The sequence below is a fragment of the Lysinibacillus sp. COL-1 genome, from assembly GCF_059814265.1.
The window spans coordinates 274,269-293,686 of the sequence record NZ_JCAWSJ010000003.1; the positions used below are offsets into that span (position 1 = coordinate 274,269).

Sequence of the window (19,418 nt, forward strand, 5' to 3'; positions counted from 1 at the left end):
AAACTTTAGAATTAGCATTAAATTGAGTAAAAAAAGGAAAATCGAGCATTAAGATGATTTTTCGACAGAGAAAACGTTTTATTGTAGAGTTGTATAAAATTAGAAAATTTCTACATTAAAAACTGTGTCAAAATTGTTAATGGAGGGGAGAGAAGTGGTCTCTTTTAACGCAAAAAAGAACAGCGAACAATTCATAAAATTGCTCGCTGTCTGTCCATATTAAAAACCTAGAGAACGACGGAAGTAGCTTGCATAGCGTTGGCTAACCGGAATGCGCGTACCATCTTTCATAATTAATAAAAACGTTGAGTGTGAATCTGGTTGAATTTCATCGATGAAGTCAATGTTAACGATATAAGAGCGGTGACAACGAATAAATGAGTCAGGTGCTAAAAATAGCTCTAGATCACTTAGGTTCAAACGGTGATAACCTTCACGAGTCATTGTTTTAACAAATGTTTTACGGAGTTGAGTTTCTAAATAAATCACTTGATCATGTTTGATTGGGTACCAGCAATCATCAATTTTGATGGTAATATAATTTGTTAAGAATGCTGATGGTTTTTGCGGGAAGATAGCAGTAATAGCTCCTTTAGTTTCGCCTTCCTCCATTAAAGGAATACTCATTCCATAGTAAGCGACACCAAAAACATCAGGTTCGATGTATGAGCTGATTTTTTGACCATAGCTAAGTGCTTTGTGTGCGGCTGAACCTTCTTTAATCGGATCACCCGGCTTAATTTTTAAATCAACTTTTTTGCTTGGCTGGTAATACAAATATTCATTTGTATCAGAGATAGCAATGGATGTATTCTCAGGGAAGAACTCCTTAATTATCTCCATTATTTCTTCTATTTGTTTTGGATCCACTTTAAACACCTCGTCTAAACTTTTAAAAATAGTATTATCATCTATTTTACTACATATCCATATAAATTATATAGAGAAGATTTAGGAATAAAATAGAAAAATGTCGATTGACTCATTAAAATGGTGTAAGATGTCTTGTATAATTTGTAAATAAATTTATATAATGACTAATTTTTTTTAATAGGTATATGGTAAAATCTAATTGTTAGGAATAAGTTTACGAGGTTTCTACTATGCGTATGTGATAAATTAGAACTAGAGTAGCAAGTAAAATGTGGTTGAAAGGAAATCGCAGAATATGGTAAAATCCACTGTATAGTCTATTTTTTTTAGATTTGGTGTTTTAGTTGGGTTATTTTTGAGTTATTTTTAATAAAAAATTGTGAAATAGGACTCAGTTCTTATATTGAATAAGCAAATACTATTTTCTTATTTTTAATTCGTTGGGATTGGTGTCAGATTTTGTCATGCAATTCGTGCACTCTGAGGAAAGATGGGGAAGATTATGCAACTACATCAACATTCTATGTCAGAAACGATATCCAAAAGATACTTCCAAGAAATCGATAATATTAATCAATATATCGGTGTCGAAGAATTTTTTAATATTGAGTCGAAATTAATATTTGAAATTTACCATTTAGAATCTACCAAAGCGAAAAAGTCTTTGCATGAGTTAATTGATATTCTTTCAATCCGTTTTGGTAAGCAGGTCATTAAAATTGTTCGAAGTTATTTTTCCGTTTTATCATCAATTGTTGCCCGTAAACTGCTGGACAATCAAGTACCTTCGAAAAAAGCCTTTGCTTTTAATATTGCTTGTAACGATATGATAGAAAATCAGATGAAAGACGCAGAGTTTTTACAATTTGCGGATGATTTAATTGATTTCTTTGTTTACTTTATTGCAGATCGCAAACAACCGACTTTCCGACATCAGACGGTCAACAAAGTAATTATGTATATAAATGATGAACTTGAGAATGATTTAACTGTAGAAAGTATTGCTAATAACTTTCATATCAGTACTAGTCACTTATCACGTATTTTCAGAGAACATGTAGGTATTACATTAGTTGAGTATTTAAATGTTCGACGTGTAGAAGAATCACAATACTACTTGCGACATACAAATAAAAGTATTACATCTATCTCAGATCAGTTCCATTTCTGTAACCAAAGTTATTTCACTCGTATTTTTAAAAAATATACAGGTGTTACACCAAAGCATTTCAGAGATGAACTTCATCATGAATTTTATCGTTTTGAAATGGCAGAGACTGAATTACAGAATGTTTAAATTTTGAGCATAAGATGTGAAAAGGTGCGAACGTTTAGCATGGCTAAAGCTCGCACCTTTTTTACGAACAACTGCGGTCTAAATTAGTAGCACTTGCTATTTGATAAAGGTAGAGCCTATAAGGTATACTTCACAGTAGTTGATAAATTATAGTAGGTGGAAAAATGAAAAATTTGAAACTCTTTTCAATGCTTGGTCTAGCAGTTTTTGTGCTTAGTGGCTGTCAAGCAGTGCAAAACAAAGAAGGTTTTTTCTATAGTATCTTTGTAAAACCTATGGAATTTTTACTGGAGTTTTTCGGGAATGATATCTTTTCAGGAAGCTATGGTTTAGCAATCATTGCGATCACGGTTCTAATTCGTTTAGTTCTAATGCCGATTATGTTAAAAAACTATCGTCAGCAGCAATTGATGAAAACGAAAATGGATGCGTTCAAGCCTGAAATGGAAGCCGTTCAGAAAAAAATGAAGGAAGCTAAGACAAAAGAAGAGCAAACACAATATCAACAAGAAATGATGGCTCTCTATCAAAAGCATGGCATTAATCCACTTAACATGGGTTGCTTACCGATGTTAATTCAAATGCCAATTATTATGGGACTTTATTTCTCGATTTTGTATTCTGCGGATGTAAAATCACATGAGTTTTTATGGTTTAGTTTAGGGTCACCTGATATCGTTATGACCATTATTGCAGGGATTGTTTACTTAGTCCAAGCGCGTGTATCATTATGGACTGTACCTGAGCAACAAAAGGCTCAAATGAAAATGTTTATTTATATTTCACCAATTATGATTGTCTTTATCTCAATGTCTTCTATGGCAGCTCTACCTCTGTATTGGTCTGTCAGTGGTGCATTATTGATTATTCAAACATATATTGGGCGTAAATATTATTCGGAGCATCCCGAAAAAGCAAAAAAATAAATTAAACAATGTCGAGGCGCCTCTGTTGCCTCGACTTTTTTAGGAGGTCAGCAAGATGAACAGAAAGTGGCTAGCATCTATTCTTGTTGCAATTTTTAGTATTGCGGCACTCGTATTTATTATTATAGGGAAATTTAATTTTGCCGTACTTGCTATGACGATTATGTTCGCTTTATCAAATGGGTTTAGAGCTAAAAGTTTTGCAGAGCAGGGCTATGTAAAAGAAGCAAAGTGGATGAAGTATATGGCAATCTTTTTTGCTATTGCTTCAATAGCAGTATTTGTCATTGTTCTAACAGACTAAATGAATATTTACATGGGAAATTCACACCTGAAAATGTGAACAGTGCTAAAATAAGATTATAACGAGTAATACAAAAAAATGGGTATTTTCAGGATGGCATGTTTTCAGAGCAATATCCTTGTTGTACCTGATATTTTAAAAGGGGCATAAATAGTGAAAAACAATCGTCTTCCGCTCATCATAGGTGCTTTGATTTCTATCGCGTTAATCGCAGCTATTTTTGTAGTCTATAACTATAAAAATGATCAAGTAAATAGTGCGACTGATGAGCAACCAAAAACAACAGAAACAAACGACTCTACAGAGAAAGACTCTTCTGTAACAGAGGAGCCAGACAATACACCTGAAACACCTGCAGAATCAGAGCAGCAACCTGACGAAAACGGTTATCTACCAAATCAAACATTACCTACTGAACCAACCTACATAAATGGTATTTTGCTAGCAAATAAAATATATCCACTTCCTTCTACCTTTGCACCTGAAGAAAATCCAGAGGCACGACAAGCTCTAAATCAGATGTTAGCTGCCGCCAAGCAACAAGGATTTGATTTAGTTGCATTTAGTGGGTATCGTTCTTTTGAATATCAAACAAAACTTTATGATAACTATGTAAAACGTGATGGACAAGCAGCAGCAGATCGATACAGTGCTCGACCAGGCTATTCCGAACACCAAACAGGCTTAGCGTTTGATATAGGAGAGCGTGGAAAAGAGGATGTATGGCTGACAGCAGAATTTGGAGAAACGCCAGCAGGACAATGGCTATTTGCGCATGCTCAAGAGTATGGTTTTATTTTACGTTTCCCACAAAATAAAGAAGATATTACAGGTTATATGTATGAATCTTGGCATTATCGTTATGTAGGCAAAGATATTGCAAAAGAGATTACAAAGCAAAATATTACGTTGGAAGAATATTTAGGAGTGAAATAAAAAGGGAAGAGATGCGGTTCACTATGAACAGGCTCTCTTCCTTTTTATTTTTATAAAATAGGTGTTAATAAACGTGAAATGGATTCTTTAAATTTAATAAGTGCTGAGCGGTTTTTATACATTTCCCATGTTAATTCCGTACAATCAAAAATATCCTTTTCAAATAGCTCTGCAAGTTGGTGCGATATGTTTGCATCATAGATGAAGGCATTGACTTCAAAATTCAGACTGAAACTTCGGACATCGATATTAGCTGTTCCGACAGTCGATGCCTCGTCATCAATAATAATGGTTTTGGCATGGATAAAGCCTTTTTCATAAATGTAGACTTTCGCTCCTGCACGTAATAACTGACCGGCATAGGAATAAGTAGCCCAATAAACGAACATATGGTCAGGTTTGTTAGGAATCATAATGCGCACATCAATGCCCGACAATGTTGCGATTTTAATGGCGTCTAAGAAGCTTACATCTGGGATAAAATAAGGTGTTTGAATATAAATATATTTTTTCGCCATATTAATAAGTTTTAAATAACCAATCTTAATTTGTTCCCAGTCTGAGTCTGGTCCACTTGAAACAATCTGTAAGCCAACATCACCCTTTTGCGGGATAGCAGGGAAGTAGCGATCAGAGTAGCCCATTTTCTGCTGTGCACTTGCTTGATTCCAATCGAGTAAAAAGCGAGTTTGCAGTGGATGCACCGCACTTCCTTCAATTCGCAAGTGAGTGTCTCTCCAATAACCGAATTTTTTTTGTAGCCCAAGATATTCATCACCGACATTAAAGCCACCAATATAGCCAATTCGACCATCAATGACAACAATTTTACGGTGATTCCTAAAATTTAGACGGGGATTGAGAAGTGGCAAAATGGATGGGAAGAAAACTTCTACTTCACCTCCAGCATTCAGCAATTCTTTAAAATGACGCTTTTTTACATTACGTGAGCCCATCTCATCATAGAGTAGACGTACCTTGACACCTTGTTTTGCTTTTTTAATCAGTGCATTCACGATACGTGTACCTAAGTCATCTAGACGGAAAATATAATACTGAATGTGGATATGATCTTTAGCTGCTTCAATATCTTTTAGGAGTTGTTCAAATTTATTGGCACCATCATCGAAAATATCTAAATGGTTGTCTTGTGTTAATACCGCATTGTTTGTTCTAAGGTGCATATAAATCATTTCTTGATAATTTTCTGCGTTTGCAATGCGAAACTCAAATGTTTCACTGCGAATGGCTTCCATTTGATAGCTAATGAGGTTATCTATCCCGATATCCTTACGCCCTTCCCAACGAAATAAATGCTTTCTTCGTAACTGCCTTCCAAGTAATAAGTACAAAATAAATCCAACTAATGGCAAGAAAAATAATACAAGAATCCATGCCCATGTAGAGGTAGCATCTTTACGTTCTAAAAAAATGATGGTCATGGCTAATAAAATATTAAAAAACAAGGTTAAAGGGACTAAATATTCTATGTCTGTAAAAATGCTCATTCCTACACCTGCCTTTACTATTGTTAACAACATACATAAGTATAGCCTACTTCAAAAGAAGAAAGAAGATATGAAATCTAGCTAGGTAGGAAAAGGATTATCTCTTCGATTTGTAAGGGATAATCCGCATGTTTTCGTTAGTAATTTTCCCATTGAAATAAAATATCGGAAAAATCCTTTTGAAGAAGCTTTTCTCGGTTAATAAAAAACTTGCCGACACCGCAATCTGCCCACATAATTCCTAATTCATCATGAGAGTCAATTTGTAATAATAAGACATTATAGCGCTGAAGTAGCAAGGACTCTTGATGAATATCCTCATTTAAATAATAAGCATAGCCACCAATTTTAGCTCCCGCTCCTAGGAAGTGTTGCAAATAAATCTCTTGCACATCATCCATTTGGGAGGATAGGAGGAAGGGAAGGTGACGTTGTGCTCGATAATCTAGTGCAGAAATGGGTTCCTGTGTTAGCTGAAATTGTAAAGCTAATTCCTGACGAATAGGGAAGCCATCTAATGTAGTCGGTATAGAAAAGTGTGCCTGTTGAGAGTGGGCTGTACTGTCATTGACAGTTGGATAAAATCTTACTTTATAAAATTGCTGAAAAATGTCTTCGTAATAATTGACAGTAGTAGTTTTAAAAGTATTGGCTGAAATAAAAAACTGCAGTAATCCCCTTGAAGGAAAACCTAGTAGTGGTGGGATTTCGGCAAAATTAATTTGAGCTAATAATCTCATTGGCTCCCCTGTTAAATCTTTTGGATAGGTTTGAAAAGAGGGGAGATAGGGTTCGCCAGCAAATTTACTTTCAGTTAACGTAGTTGAACGTTGGTATGGCTGAATAATGATTGTTGAAAGTAGCGTGTCTTCGATTTCTGAGCGAAAAGCTTCTAGCTCTTTAGGAAGTAAAAAATTGGTTGCTTTGTTCATGCAAACCCTCCGAATATCTCTCTAGGTCTTTAAAGTATAACAAGTTACGGTATAGTGAGAATCTATTCAAAACGCAATGATTTACTGGAAGCCTTATAGATAAAAATCAAACTTATCGAAAGAATGGCTATTGCTGCCGATATATAGTACCCGAGACTTGCTTGCATCGTAAATAACCAAGTGAAAAATAGTGGACCAAGAATACGTCCTAAGTTATCCATTGAATAGGAAAGACCTGCGGCAGTTCCATATTGTCCTCCAGATTCTTTCGAGGAGAGCGATACCACACACGTTCTAGCAAGTGCATTACCAGCTGTAAAGACACATAGGGCTAGACCAGCGATAAAAAGATTAGCTGTGAGTGTGAATAATAGCATACCGATTGCTGTTACAATTTGAGCACCGATTAACCATGTTGTTTCGCTGCCATTTTTTATACGTCGAACAACGCCACCTTGAATGGCTGCATCAACGAAACCACTAAACATAAATAAATATCCAATTTGTAATGGTGTAATATGAATCTTTTCGATTTGGAATAGTTGGAAAGTAGCCTCAACACCCGCTAGCATAAAGGTTACTAAAAATGAAAACATAAATAAGTAACGCACACGGTACTGTAGCATCTTGCTAGCGCCTTTTGGTACAATAGCACGTTTAGTTGAATCTTTCCGTTTTTCAGGTTCTTTTAAGACGAAACTTGCATAAATAAATAATAGTGCAATTAATGATGCGGATGCGATAAATGGTAATTGCAAACTATAATGGCCTAGCACCCCACCGATTGCTGGACCAAAAATAAAGCCAAGACCAATGGACATGCCCATAAAGCCCATATATTTATTACGATCCTCTTCACTGGACATATCTGCGATAAATCCTGTTACTGCTGTATACAATGCTCCTGAGAATAAACCACCTACAATGCGTGAGACATACAAAATAGCTAGGTTATCTATAAATAATGAAAAAATAACAAAACTAAGGCTAAAACCAACCAGACCTGTTAAGATTAGTTGTTTACGACCTATCTTATCTGATAGCATGCCCCAAAATGGTGCTGTAAAGAAACTTGCAAGTGAATATACGGTTAGTAAACCACCGACGTGGAGATCATTCCAATTTTGCTGCACAATCACCTCAGGTAAGACAGGAATAATAATGCCAAATCCTAGGTAAACGAGAAATTGAACAGACATCAATAATAAAATTGCCTTTTTCATACAGTTCCCTGCTTTCATACAATATTTCACTATGTACATTCTACCCTTCTTGCTCTTACGATGACAAGAATACGGATGGAGAAACATGGTGGAGATAGTTATTAATTGAAGATGAATAAAATATAGTGATTGTGGTTATTTTATAAGTGTTTGGTGGTATAAATAATTTACAATGTAACAAAAATGAAAAATTTTATATGTAAGTTAAATGGTATGATAAATTTGTCAGACATCTTACTCGTAGAAAAATGAAACTTTTTTGTTCCCTAAAACGTTATATAAAATCGAGGAAAGATTGAGGTGGAATGTATGAGGAAAGAAGTAGATTTGAAAAAGATTGTTTCGAATTTATCTAAGTTGGGTGTAACAGCCACTGTAACAAAGTCTCGACTAGAACTTTTAAAAGTGCTAACACCACCAACGCAGACTCCGCAAGTTCAAGCTTAACTCGTTTACAATAGGAAAAGGGAAGTCTCAATGCGCGAGACTTCCCTTTTTCTATATTTATTCATCTTCATCATGTGTCGTAAACATGTACGTTCGATAATGGAACCGCATACTAAAGACTAGCCCAATGGCTAAAGCATTGCCCATTAAAGAACTTCCTCCGTAACTAATGAACGGAAGCGGAATACCTGTAATTGGTAATAACTGAATAGTCATGCCTATATTTTCGAAGACGTGGAAAGTAATCATGGCAATAATACCTGCACAAACATATGTTGAGAATGGATCTTTCAATAAGAGCGTTGTCTTTGTTAAGTGATAAATTAATAAGAAGAAAACACAAATAACAATACTAGCGCCAATAAAGCCCCATTCTTCACCGATAACAGTAAAAATGAAATCGGTATGGTTTTCTGCTACATATACCTCTCGATTTCGGAACCCCTTACCAAAGATCTCTCCTGACCCAATAGCATTTAACGATGTTATTAAATGATAGCCTTCGCTAGATGAATAGGAATAGGGGTCTAGCCAAGAATAAATTCGAGCAAATTGATAAGCCTTTAAGCCGAACGTTTTTTCTAGGAAATCCTGCATATAAAGTGCCATCCACAGTAGGGTGCCACCTGCTACCACTCCACCTAAAAAGGTCGGCAGAATGATTTTCCAAGAAATTCCGGCTACGATGATAAGAGCAGCAGTAATCGCAAAGAATACAAGAGCAGAACCAAGGTCAGGCTGCTTCATAATGATAGCCAATGGTATGATGAGTGTGATACCAATTTTCCCTAGTAGTAGGAAGTCCGTTTTTACTGATTTTAACGAATAAACTTCATGATGCTTACTGATTAGTCGTGCTAGTGCTAAAATGTAAAAAGTTTTCATAAACTCAGAAGGCTGAATATTTCCAATCGGCGTATGATACCAGCTTTTAGCACCATTAACGGGTGCACCGATTTGACCTTCTCCTTCAGGCATAAAAATAAGCAGTACCAATAAGGCAATCCCTGCTCCATACATATACCATGACATTTTTTTATATTGATCTGGCTCAAAAAACATGACGATGCCAATAATTACTGCACCAATAACATACCATTGCATTTGTTTAGGTACGTAGTTAATGCCATATTGACCCGATGTCTGGGCAGATGCAATAGCTAACAAACTGATGACTAGAAAAGTGAAAAGAATAAAAGCGAGGGTCCAGTCAAAACGGTTTGCGAAATTTCGTTTATTTTCCATAAAAGCCACCTAAATTAAAATAGTATCTCAATATGAGTAAATATGATGCGAATCTTCCAATTTCGTTTATAATTGTTCAAAGAAGAGAGCTATTGACCAGTAGAGTGTATGAGATAACTCATATCTATTGATAAGCTTGCAACTTGCTTTGAACATTGTCAATGGAATTTTCAGCAATACTTGTACTCATTGAGTAATCTTAAATTAATATGCAAATGCATGTTTAACATTCCTATTATAACGCAAAAAATACTTTTATGCCTGTGCATATAGTTGGGACGACAATTAACATAAAATGTTTCAAAAAAATCATGTTTAGACTTATAATGTAGTGAAGAATGGGGTGATGGTTGTGGCTAAAAAATTAAAGTCAGCTGATGATTTTATGTATCATATTTATGTTCATATGAATGATGTAGATAAATTTGTCATTTTTAGCGGGTTAAAATTCCCGCAATTTGTGGCTGCACTTGAACCACTGCATCACTTACTGTTATTAAAACATTCCTATGAAGACGGTTCTTTTAATATGCATACACAATTTGAATATGTCTTGGAAGATGAAGTTCCTCGTTTTGTGAAAAAATCAGCAGAGTCAAAGGAATTGTGTTGGGTTGATTTTATGGACGAAAAGAGGCTAGATCATTTGACACCAATGGAACAAGGAGAATTGCTTTACATAAGTCATAAAAAAGAACCGATTACGTCTGCATTTTTTAACAAATTACAAAATAGATTTGTCTATTATTCTTCAGATCAAGAGAAGATGACAAAAATTTATTTTCGTCATTTAAGTGATTCGGATTTATTGGTTGCCAATGTATTTAATAGCCTAATTCGTGAAAAGGAACGGAGTACTGGTTTTTGGCGTCGAAAAGTAAAGGCGAGTATTCCATCTATATCGCCCGATTTTTTACGATCTTACCGATCCTTTGCTAAGGACGGAGCGTTACTATCTTTGTACAGAATTGAAAAACCAAAGGTAGCCTATGGTATAGAAGTTCGCAACCTATCAGAGTATTCATTTCCTGATGAAGTTTGGGATGACTTAAATACGATCCTGAAAACGGAACATGATGAATTAATTTATATTATTTAATCTTCATATCAGTAACGATTTTTGCGATTAAGCGACTATCAAATGAAGATCAGTTGTTGGCAGATATGCTGAATTTTGAATTGAGCCTAGACAATTTAAAAATTAGATGCAACTAAGGCATAATCGATGAAATGTCAAAATCTCACCGTCAAAAATTACGGTGAGATTTTTATGTCATTTGTCAAGACGTTTCATGATAAACTAATAGTACTCAAGAAGTATGTGGAGGGCACAAAAATGAAAAAAAGAATCGGTTTATTATACGGCGGAAAGTCAGCGGAGCATGAGGTGTCATTATCGACAGCTCGTGCAGTTACTGGAGCTTTGAATTTCGAGGAGTATGAAGTATATCCGATTTTCATTACATCTGACGGGGAATGGCGACGCGGAGAACGTTTGGAAAAACCTGTAAGTGCAATAGAAGAATTACAATTTGGTGATAATGCCACAATTTTAGAAAATAATATTACTGATTTTTTAATCGATGAAAAAGGCAATGCGGTGCAGTTTGATGTTATTTTCCCATTGTTACATGGAACAAATGGTGAGGATGGAACTGTGCAAGGATTACTGGAAGTACTGAATTTACCATATGTAGGAAACGGTGTATTAGCATCTTCAGCTGGTATGGATAAAGTGGTGATGAAGCAATTATTTGAAATTGCAGGCTTACCACAAGTGCCCTATACGTACTTTATTCGTAGTGAGTGGAAAAACGAGCAACAGACCATCATTGAACGATGTGAACAGGGCTTGAGTTGGCCGATGTTTGTGAAGCCTGCAAACTTAGGTTCAAGCGTTGGGATTAGCAAAGCAACTAATCGTGAGGAATTAATAAAAGCAATTGAGATTGCTCTGCAATATGATCGTAAAATTGTTGTAGAACAAGGTATTATGGCTCGCGAAGTTGAACTAGCTGTGTTAGGTAATGATTATCCTGAAGTTTCGGTACCAGGCGAAATTAAACCAGTCACTGAATTTTATGATTATGACTCGAAGTATAAGGACGGTTCTACAGCCCTTATTATTCCAGCGGAGCTACCAGTGGAAACTGTGGCAAGCTTAAAGGAATTAGCAAAAAGTGCATTTAAAGCAATAGATGGTAGCGGTTTAGTTCGTGCCGACTTTTTTGTAACGGCTGAAAATAGCGTTTACATCAATGAAGTGAATACAATGCCTGGTTTCACGCCTGTAAGTATGTACCCATTATTATGGCAACATACAAATGTGAGCTATCCAGAGCTGATTGACCGTCTCATTAAGCTAGCAATCGAACGTTACGAAGAAAAACAACAGCTTCACTATAAAAAAGACTGAGTGGGATTATTGTGAAAAAAACATTAAAACAATTAGCTGCATGGTTAAATGAGGATATGGCGGCTTTTGGTGATACCGTTGTATCAGGAATTTCTATCGATACAAGAACAATTCAACAGGGAGATTTATTTGTGCCATTTCGTGGCGAGCAAACAAATGGGCATCAGTTTGTTGTTCAAGCATTTGAGAAAGGCGCGGGAGCTTCTCTCTGGCAAAAAGATGAACCAAATCCTCCAGAAGGTTATCCTTTACTATTTGTGGATGACTCAGAAGTGGCTTTACAGGAAATGGCAAGAGCCTACCGTAATGAACATAAGGCGAAATTTATCGGCATTACAGGTTCAAATGGTAAGACATCCACAAAGGATATTTTAGCGGGTACACTTGCGCCATTTTTTAAAGTACAAAAGACTATTGGGAACTTTAATAATCAATTAGGGTTACCTATTACAATTTTACAGCTTGATGAAAATACAGATGTTGCTGTTCTTGAAATGGGTATGAGTGGTTTTGGTGAAATTGAATTTTTAACGAAGCTTGCTCGTCCACATATGACGGTTATTACAAATATCGGCGAGGCTCATATGCAGGATTTAGGGTCACGAGCAGGTATAGCAAAAGCAAAATTTGAAATTATTCAAGGGATGCAGCCTGATGGTCTATTATTCTATGATGGTGATGAACCGCTGCTCCAAGAATTGGTAGCCAAGGAACAGCACTTACAAGCAGTGCCGTTCGGATTAGAGCCAGGTAATCTTTTATACGCCGAAAATATTCATGCTAATGCGGATGGCAGTCACTTTACTACGCACGGAATCATTGAAGGCGACTTCTTTATTTCAGTTCTTGGTAAGCATCAAGTAAAAAATACATTAGTGGCGATGTTAATTTCTCATAAGCTAGGTTTAAACAATGAACAAATTCGTACATCCTTAGAGCATGTAGTCTTAACAGATATGAGGATGCAACAAGTACAAGGAACAAATGGAGCGCTATTTATCAACGATGCCTATAATGCAGCACCAACCTCGGTGAAGGCTGCTATTCAATTTATGGCTTCCTCTACAATTCGACCTGAAAAATGGCTTGTGTTAGGAGATATGCTGGAGCTTGGACCGAATGAGCAAAGTTTTCACGAAGGGCTAGCAGCATATATAAATGAGCATGAAATTGATTATCTCTGCTTATTTGGCCCTCGGATGGCATATCTTTATCAAGTATTAAAAGAGCGCTTTGAGAAAGAACGTTTACTGTATGTAGCAGATGATTATACGGCTATTATTGAAAAGCTAAAACTAGCGAATGAATCATCTATTGTTTTACTTAAAGGCTCGCGTGGTATGAAATTAGAGACGATCTTAAATGCATTTACGTCACAGTAACCAATGAATCGGTGGGATTAGGCTCACCGATTTATTCATTGTTAAACGAGGTGAGGACGTTGTCAGTAGGTGTACTATGTATTCATGGATTTTCAGGTGGACCTTATGAAGTGGAGCCATTCACAACATACTTACGGGCACAGACAAATTGGCTAATTGTAGAGCCGACGTTGTCAGGGCATGGAGAAGAATTACAAATGAGTGGTTTTACAGCGAAGCATTGGTTAATGGATGCCGAGCTTGCCTATCGATCATTAGCTAAAAAAGTAGATGAGGTAATCGTCGTTGGTTTTTCAATGGGGGGAATCATAGCATTATATTTAGCTAAACGTTATAAAGTAAAAAAACTCGTATTATTAAGTGCTGCTGCAAAGTATGTCAGCCCTAAACAGTTAGTCAATGATTTCAAAGTGCTTGCTACAGAGGCTTACCACCGTAATTTGACGAATAACGAACTTTTTTTACGATACCATCATAAATTTAACAATGTGCCTTTAGCGTCCACAATAGAATTTATGAAGCTGGTTAGAATGGTGGAACCTTATTATCAACATATTCAAATTCCTGTTTATATCGTGCAAGGGAAATTGGACGGAATAGTGCCCTATCATACGGCGCAATTCCTTTTTGATAAATTAGCCTCAAAAGATAAAATTTTGTATTTTTCTGATAATAGCAGGCATCATATATGTTTTGAGGAAGATTGTTCTGAATGGTTTCTAAGGGTTTTAACGTTTTTAAGGGATAAATAAAGTAGTCAGATTATTACGACTCATGCGTTATCGTTGCATAGGATTTAAAGCCATGTTAGACTAGTGTAAGCAATGGATACATTTTGTGCGAAGACTCTTCATATTTGGTTGAAGGGTACTTTTTTTTGAACACAACGGTTTTATTCTAAAGTGAATAATTACGACAGAATCGAACCGCTCGGTAAAGACCGGGCTTTCCTTTTCATATAAGAGAGCTCTATATGGACTATCATGTAGAGAAAATTTTTAAGTAACGGAAACGTTCCACTACACAGGCTCGAATTTGCCGACAACTTCATCTGAAAATGTAACCATTTGTCAACTTAAAAGGAAAAAAAGGAGATTGAGAAGTTTGACAAATTTTTCAGAATTAAATATTAGCGAATCTACATTACGCTCAGTAAAGCGTATGGGATTTGAAGAAGCAACACCAATCCAAGAAGGTACTATTCGTTTTGCGATTGAAGGCCGTGATGTATTAGGTCAAGCACAAACAGGTACTGGTAAAACTGCCGCTTTCGGGATTCCACTAATTGAGAAAATTGATCCAAAAAACCCTAATATTCAGGCGTTAGTTATTGCTCCAACTCGTGAGTTAGCGATTCAAGTTTCAGAAGAGCTATATAAAATTGGCTATGACAAGCGCGTAAAATTATTATCAGTATACGGAGGTCAAGAAATTGGCCGTCAAATTCGTGCACTGAAAAATAGACCTCAAATCATTGTTGGTACACCAGGACGTATTATTGATCATATTAATCGTCGTACGTTAAAATTAGAAGATGTTCAAACATTAGTATTGGATGAAGCAGATGAAATGTTAAACATGGGCTTTATCGATGATATTAATTCAATCTTAGAAAACGTGCCTTCTGAACGTCAAACATTACTGTTCTCAGCAACAATGCCACCAGCAATCCGTAAAATTGCAGAAACATTTATGCGTGATCCAGAAATTGTGAAAATTAAAGCAAAAGAATTAACAGTTGATAATATCGATCAATATTTTGTTAAGTCTGCTGAACGTGAAAAATTTGATGTTTTATCTCGTTTATTAAACGTTCACCAACCAGAGCTTGCTATTATTTTTGGTCGTACAAAACGTCGTGTAGATGAGCTTGCACAGGCCCTATCTATTCGTGGCTATTTAGCTGAGGGTATTCATGGTGATTTAAGCCAGGCGAAGCGTATCTCCGTATTACGCCAGTTTAAAGAAAATAAAATCGATATCCTTGTTGCGACGGACGTTGCCGCTCGTGGACTTGATATTTCTGGTGTAACACACGTTTATAACTTTGATATTCCTCAAGATCCTGAATCTTATGTTCACCGTATTGGACGTACAGGTCGTGCGGGTAAATCAGGTCTTGCCATAACATTTGTAACACCTCGTGAAATGGGTTACTTACGTATTGTGGAAGAAACAACGAAAAAACGTATGACACCTCTTCGCCCACCAACAACTGATGAAGCATTAGAGGGTCAACAACGTTTAGCTGTGGAAACACTGGAAAATCTTATTGCTAATAACAATTTAGGTGATTACCGCACACTTGCAGCGGAAGTACTAGATAATCATGAAGCAATTGACGTTGTTGCAGCTGCTCTACGTTCATTAACGAGAGAGCCAGACGATACACCAGTAACAATCACAGAAGAGCGTCCATTACCAATGCGACGTGAGCGTTCTAGCAGTAACCGTAGTGGCGGTGATCGTGGCCGAGGTAACCGTAGCTTTGGTGGCGGACGTCGTGACGGCGCTCGCAGTGGAGATCGTCGCAATAGCAGTAGTAGCAGTAGCCGTCGAGAAGGCGGACGCCGTGAGGGAGGTCGTCGAGAAGGTGGACAAGGTCGTTCTCGCTCTCCACGACGTCACGAAGGTTAATTTTAACCGAATACACTAATTCTTTATGATAAACCTTACAGTCATAGTGGCTGTAAGGTTTTTTTTCAGATATAGTTGAAACAAAAAGGTGAGTAAATCCGTATACACCTAATGAAGAAAGAGGGGGGAACGATATTGAGAGCACAGCCGATTCATCAAATTTCCCGAAAAGGGTTAACTGTGTGGCGTTTATATGGAGTCATACAAACATTGGTGTTATTCATTGTAGCAGGGCTAGTAAGCTATGGTACATATTATTTTGAATGGCCGTCATTTATTTACTTCATAGCTGGGGTAGTTGTAGTTCTAAGTGCAATACTATCCATTTTTGTATTCCCGAAAATAAGATGGGAACGATGGCGTTATGAGGTTCGTGAACATGAAATCGAAGTACAACATGGTTTATTTGTTGTGAAACGTACATTGATACCGATGGTACGTGTTCAACATGTTGATACAACACAAGGACCGATATTGAAAAAATACGACTTGGGTAATATTTCAATTTCAACAGCAGCAACTGTACATACGATTCCTGCGCTTGTTATGGACGAAGCAGATATACTTCGTGCTCGCATCTCTGATTTAGCAAGGGTGGCGGAAGATGATGTCTAAAGAAATTAATCGTTTACATCCAGTATCTGCAGTTATTACGAGCGTTAAGGCATTAAAAAGTATGATATTACCAATTGCTATTATTATCATAGGAAACGGCTTTAATTTTTCTTTGAATTATCATAGTGATCATTTTTTTGATACCATTTTACTTTTTGGTGTATGGGGAGGCGCGGCACTTCTTGCACTTATTGGGGGCATCATAAAATGGCGGACATTTGTTTATTGGTTTGAAGACGGGGAGTTACGCATAAAGTATGGATTGTTTGTTAAAAAGAAGCGTTATATTCCTTTTGAACGTATACAAAGCTTAAATTATAACGAGGGGATTTTTCATCGCATTTTTGGTTTAGTGAAAGTTCAGGTTGAAACAGCAGGTAGTAAGGGAGGTAAACCTGAGGTCGAACTGACAGCAATCCGTAAAGCGGCAGCAGATGTTATTGAATTAGAAATGCGTCGGGCTAAAAATGGGGTAGATCAACAACAAGATCAGGAAGAAATCCAAGTGATAGAGGAAGCTGTCTCCATTCCAACGATTTACCATATGTCCATACGTGATTTACTCGTTTTAGCAACAACATCTGGTGGGATCGGTGTCGTACTATCAGGTCTTGCAGCAATTGCTTCACAGTTTTCCGATATTATTCCTTATGAAACAGTATTTCATGAACTAGCTGATTTTGTGAAAGTCGGTGCATTTTTAGTCGCTTTAACAGCGATGTTCGTTTTAATTGTAGCTTGGGTTGTATCAGTGGTCATCACACTGATTAATTACTATGATTATACAGTCCGAATTGAAGAAGAAAAATTGATTATCACCAAGGGACTTTTAGAGAAAAAGCGTATTACTTTACCGCTGAATCGAATTCAAGCCATTCGTATTGTTGAAAACCCTTTGCGTCAATTAACAGGCTTTGCAACGGTGGTCGTTGAAAGCGCTGGAGGTAACGGTGAAGATGGGAATGATAAAAAGATTACTTTGTTTCCACTCATTAAGAAGCAGGATTGTTTGCACACATTAGAGCAGCTTTTCCCAGATATGAATTGGCATCCTTCGTTTATTCGATCACCAAAAAGAGCAAGACCATTCTTCTATCGAATTGATTTTATTTGGCTAGTTCCAATTATGGGTGCATGTAGTTATTACTTTTATCCGTATGGACTGTTGTCATTACTGTTAATTCCGTTAACAATCCTAATCGGAATATGGCAGCATAAAACAGCAGGCTATCAAATTGATGGAAAGCAACTGGCTATGCAGTATCGAGTATTTAGTCGTATTACATTGATTGTGGAGAAAAAGCGAATTCAATCCATTCATAGTACACAATCTTACTTTCAAAAAAGAAAAAATGTTATGTCTATAAAAGCAACAGTCATGTCTGGAGCAACTGGTACAACGGGAAGTGTATCAAGCTTAGAGCAACAGGATGCAGAAACAATCTTAACTTGGTATGAACATTAATGAACTAAAAAGCTAATCCTTTCAATTTTATGGGAGGATTAGCTTCATAGTGTTGAAAAACAAAAACATTTATATAGAATTTTTTCGAAAGGTGAAAATGGATTACTGTTGCAGGCTACTTGCTTTCCTGTGGGCGAGTGCCGAGCCGCTTCCTCCGTGCAGGGGCTCGCCTGTCTCGCTATCCCACGGGAGTCAAGTAGCCTTCCACTCCAATCCATGAAAATGGTACCTTTTTAGAAAGGTTTTCTAATAAAGTGAAGTATTCACTACTCTTTATGGAGGGGTGTTGCCACTCATCACTTCTCCACATCGAACATAAGAGGCCATCCTTTCTCCAATCATACAAATAATGAGCTATTTTATTTACTACGGCTCATCGGACGCTCCCTGGAAAGAACGCTAACGGAAGGGAAATTAACTCCTAGCCTTTCGAAATGGCTGTTTCTGCCATTGACATCACCTTTTTTCAACAACATGAAGCTAACCCTTTCAATTTTATGGAAGGATTAGCTTTTTTAACTATAAATATATGTGAATGCTGTTTATAATAAAATAAATAGAACAAAAGGGGTGGGGGACTTTGTTTAAATATGATATTAATGAAAGCGCTTATTTAAAGCTATTAGACTTGAGTGATGTAGATGAATTATTTGCTTTAACTGACCGTTCAAGGGATACATTACGTGAATGGCTGCCATTTGTAGATAGTGTTAAAACTGTAGAAGATACAGAGCAATTCGTCAAAAAGGCTATGCAACAATATGCTGATCATAATGGTATACAAGCAGGGATTTACTATGATGGAGAGCTTGCAGGCGTAATTGGCTATCATCAAATCAACTGGCAGCATAAATGGACAAGCATTGGCTACTGGCTAGGAAATGAGTTTGTGGGGAAGGGGCTCGTAACAAATTCAATGAAAGCATTGATTGATTATGCTTTTAATTATTTAATGTTAAATCGTATTGAAGTACGTGTAGCGGTAGGGAATATTCGCAGTCGTACAATTCCCAAAGTATTGGGCTTCCATGAAGAAGGGCGTTTAAGGGATGCAGAGTGGCTTTATGATCATCATGTTGACCAAGTTGTTTATGGCTTAACCGCCGCTGAATGGAAAAAGGTTAAGATGGCAAATGAGGCCACTGTGATTTTATAGTATGTATTCGTTCTAATGAAAAAGGAGCAACTCCATGATTGAGCTGCTCCTCTTTT

At 36.7% G+C, this 19,418-nt stretch carries 18 protein-coding genes; 13 read left to right on the forward strand and 5 right to left on the reverse strand.

Features of this window, described 5'->3' with window-relative positions:
- Positions 1-219: 219 nt before the first annotated feature.
- Entirely contained in the window at positions 220-870 is a 651-nt protein-coding gene (locus tag AC6BKE_RS05730) for a LytTR family DNA-binding domain-containing protein (protein ID WP_036119184.1), read from the reverse strand.
- 505 nt (positions 871-1,375) lie between these two features.
- On the opposite strand from AC6BKE_RS05730, the gene AC6BKE_RS05735 reads away from it, so the two are divergent.
- The 4 genes from AC6BKE_RS05735 to AC6BKE_RS05750 all read left to right on the forward strand — a co-directional run bounded on the left by AC6BKE_RS05735 (position 1,376) and on the right by AC6BKE_RS05750 (position 4,336).
- Entirely contained in the window at positions 1,376-2,170 is a 795-nt protein-coding gene (locus AC6BKE_RS05735) for a helix-turn-helix transcriptional regulator (RefSeq protein WP_036119181.1), read from the forward strand.
- A 164-nt stretch (positions 2,171-2,334) separates the two neighbouring features.
- Positions 2,335-3,096, forward strand: coding sequence for a membrane protein insertase YidC (yidC, locus tag AC6BKE_RS05740; protein ID WP_036119178.1), 762 nt, complete (start codon positions 2,335-2,337; stop codon positions 3,094-3,096).
- Positions 3,097-3,151: 55 nt separating this feature from the next.
- Positions 3,152-3,400 carry a hypothetical protein gene (locus AC6BKE_RS05745; protein WP_058844729.1) on the forward strand — a complete coding sequence of 83 codons (249 nt, stop codon included), beginning with the start codon at positions 3,152-3,154 and terminating at the stop codon, positions 3,398-3,400.
- 153 nt (positions 3,401-3,553) lie between these two features.
- Complete coding sequence (locus tag AC6BKE_RS05750) at positions 3,554-4,336, forward strand: M15 family metallopeptidase (RefSeq protein ID WP_036119172.1); 783 nt, start codon at positions 3,554-3,556, stop codon at positions 4,334-4,336.
- Positions 4,337-4,386: 50 nt separating this feature from the next.
- Here AC6BKE_RS05750 and cls read toward each other — a convergent pair whose 3' ends face one another.
- The 3 genes from cls to AC6BKE_RS05765 all read right to left on the reverse strand — a co-directional run bounded on the left by cls (position 4,387) and on the right by AC6BKE_RS05765 (position 7,999).
- On the reverse strand, positions 4,387-5,844 hold the full coding sequence (gene cls, locus AC6BKE_RS05755; protein WP_036119229.1) for a cardiolipin synthase: 1,458 nt from the start codon (positions 5,842-5,844) through the stop codon (positions 4,387-4,389).
- Positions 5,845-5,981: 137 nt separating this feature from the next.
- Positions 5,982-6,776: a YwqG family protein gene (locus tag AC6BKE_RS05760; protein ID WP_342504374.1), complete on the reverse strand. Its 795-nt coding sequence runs from the start codon at positions 6,774-6,776 to the stop codon at positions 5,982-5,984.
- Between the two features lie 62 nt (positions 6,777-6,838).
- Positions 6,839-7,999, reverse strand: a complete 1,161-nt coding sequence (locus AC6BKE_RS05765) for an MFS transporter (RefSeq protein ID WP_058844749.1) — start codon at positions 7,997-7,999, stop codon at positions 6,839-6,841.
- A gap of 309 nt (positions 8,000-8,308) precedes the next feature.
- Between AC6BKE_RS05765 and AC6BKE_RS05770 the strand changes: the two genes are divergently transcribed.
- Entirely contained in the window at positions 8,309-8,446 is a 138-nt protein-coding gene (locus AC6BKE_RS05770) for an Lmo0850 family protein (RefSeq protein WP_164908744.1), read from the forward strand.
- Between the two features lie 57 nt (positions 8,447-8,503).
- Here the strand turns inward: AC6BKE_RS05770 and AC6BKE_RS05775 are convergent, their stop codons facing one another.
- Complete coding sequence (locus AC6BKE_RS05775) at positions 8,504-9,691, reverse strand: FtsW/RodA/SpoVE family cell cycle protein (protein ID WP_036119166.1); 1,188 nt, start codon at positions 9,689-9,691, stop codon at positions 8,504-8,506.
- Between the two features lie 346 nt (positions 9,692-10,037).
- Here AC6BKE_RS05775 and AC6BKE_RS05780 point away from each other — a divergent pair, with 346 nt between their 5' ends.
- From AC6BKE_RS05780 to AC6BKE_RS05815, 8 genes are all read left to right on the forward strand, one after another.
- Positions 10,038-10,790, forward strand: a complete 753-nt coding sequence (locus AC6BKE_RS05780) for a hypothetical protein (protein ID WP_036119163.1) — start codon at positions 10,038-10,040, stop codon at positions 10,788-10,790.
- 237 nt (positions 10,791-11,027) lie between these two features.
- Positions 11,028-12,107 carry a D-alanine--D-alanine ligase gene (locus tag AC6BKE_RS05785; protein WP_499856147.1) on the forward strand — a complete coding sequence of 360 codons (1,080 nt, stop codon included), beginning with the start codon at positions 11,028-11,030 and terminating at the stop codon, positions 12,105-12,107.
- 11 nt (positions 12,108-12,118) lie between these two features.
- A complete protein-coding gene (locus AC6BKE_RS05790; RefSeq protein WP_036119153.1) occupies positions 12,119-13,489 on the forward strand; it encodes a UDP-N-acetylmuramoyl-tripeptide--D-alanyl-D-alanine ligase in 1,371 nt (456 codons plus the stop codon).
- A 59-nt stretch (positions 13,490-13,548) separates the two neighbouring features.
- A complete protein-coding gene (locus AC6BKE_RS05795) occupies positions 13,549-14,241 on the forward strand; it encodes an alpha/beta hydrolase (RefSeq protein ID WP_499856150.1) in 693 nt (230 codons plus the stop codon).
- Between the two features lie 352 nt (positions 14,242-14,593).
- Complete coding sequence (gene cshA, locus AC6BKE_RS05800) at positions 14,594-16,126, forward strand: degradosome RNA helicase CshA (RefSeq protein ID WP_249646076.1); 1,533 nt, start codon at positions 14,594-14,596, stop codon at positions 16,124-16,126.
- Positions 16,127-16,261: 135 nt separating this feature from the next.
- Positions 16,262-16,741, forward strand: coding sequence for a PH domain-containing protein (locus tag AC6BKE_RS05805; RefSeq protein ID WP_499856151.1), 480 nt, complete (start codon positions 16,262-16,264; stop codon positions 16,739-16,741).
- Positions 16,734-18,206 (forward strand): PH domain-containing protein, encoded by a 1,473-nt coding sequence (locus tag AC6BKE_RS05810; protein WP_499856438.1) that lies wholly within the window; start codon positions 16,734-16,736, stop codon positions 18,204-18,206. Before AC6BKE_RS05805 ends, AC6BKE_RS05810 begins: the two co-directional genes overlap by 8 nt.
- Positions 18,207-18,786: 580 nt before the next feature.
- Positions 18,787-19,362: a GNAT family N-acetyltransferase gene (locus AC6BKE_RS05815; protein ID WP_036119132.1), complete on the forward strand. Its 576-nt coding sequence runs from the start codon at positions 18,787-18,789 to the stop codon at positions 19,360-19,362.
- The last annotated feature ends 56 nt before the right edge of the window (positions 19,363-19,418 follow it).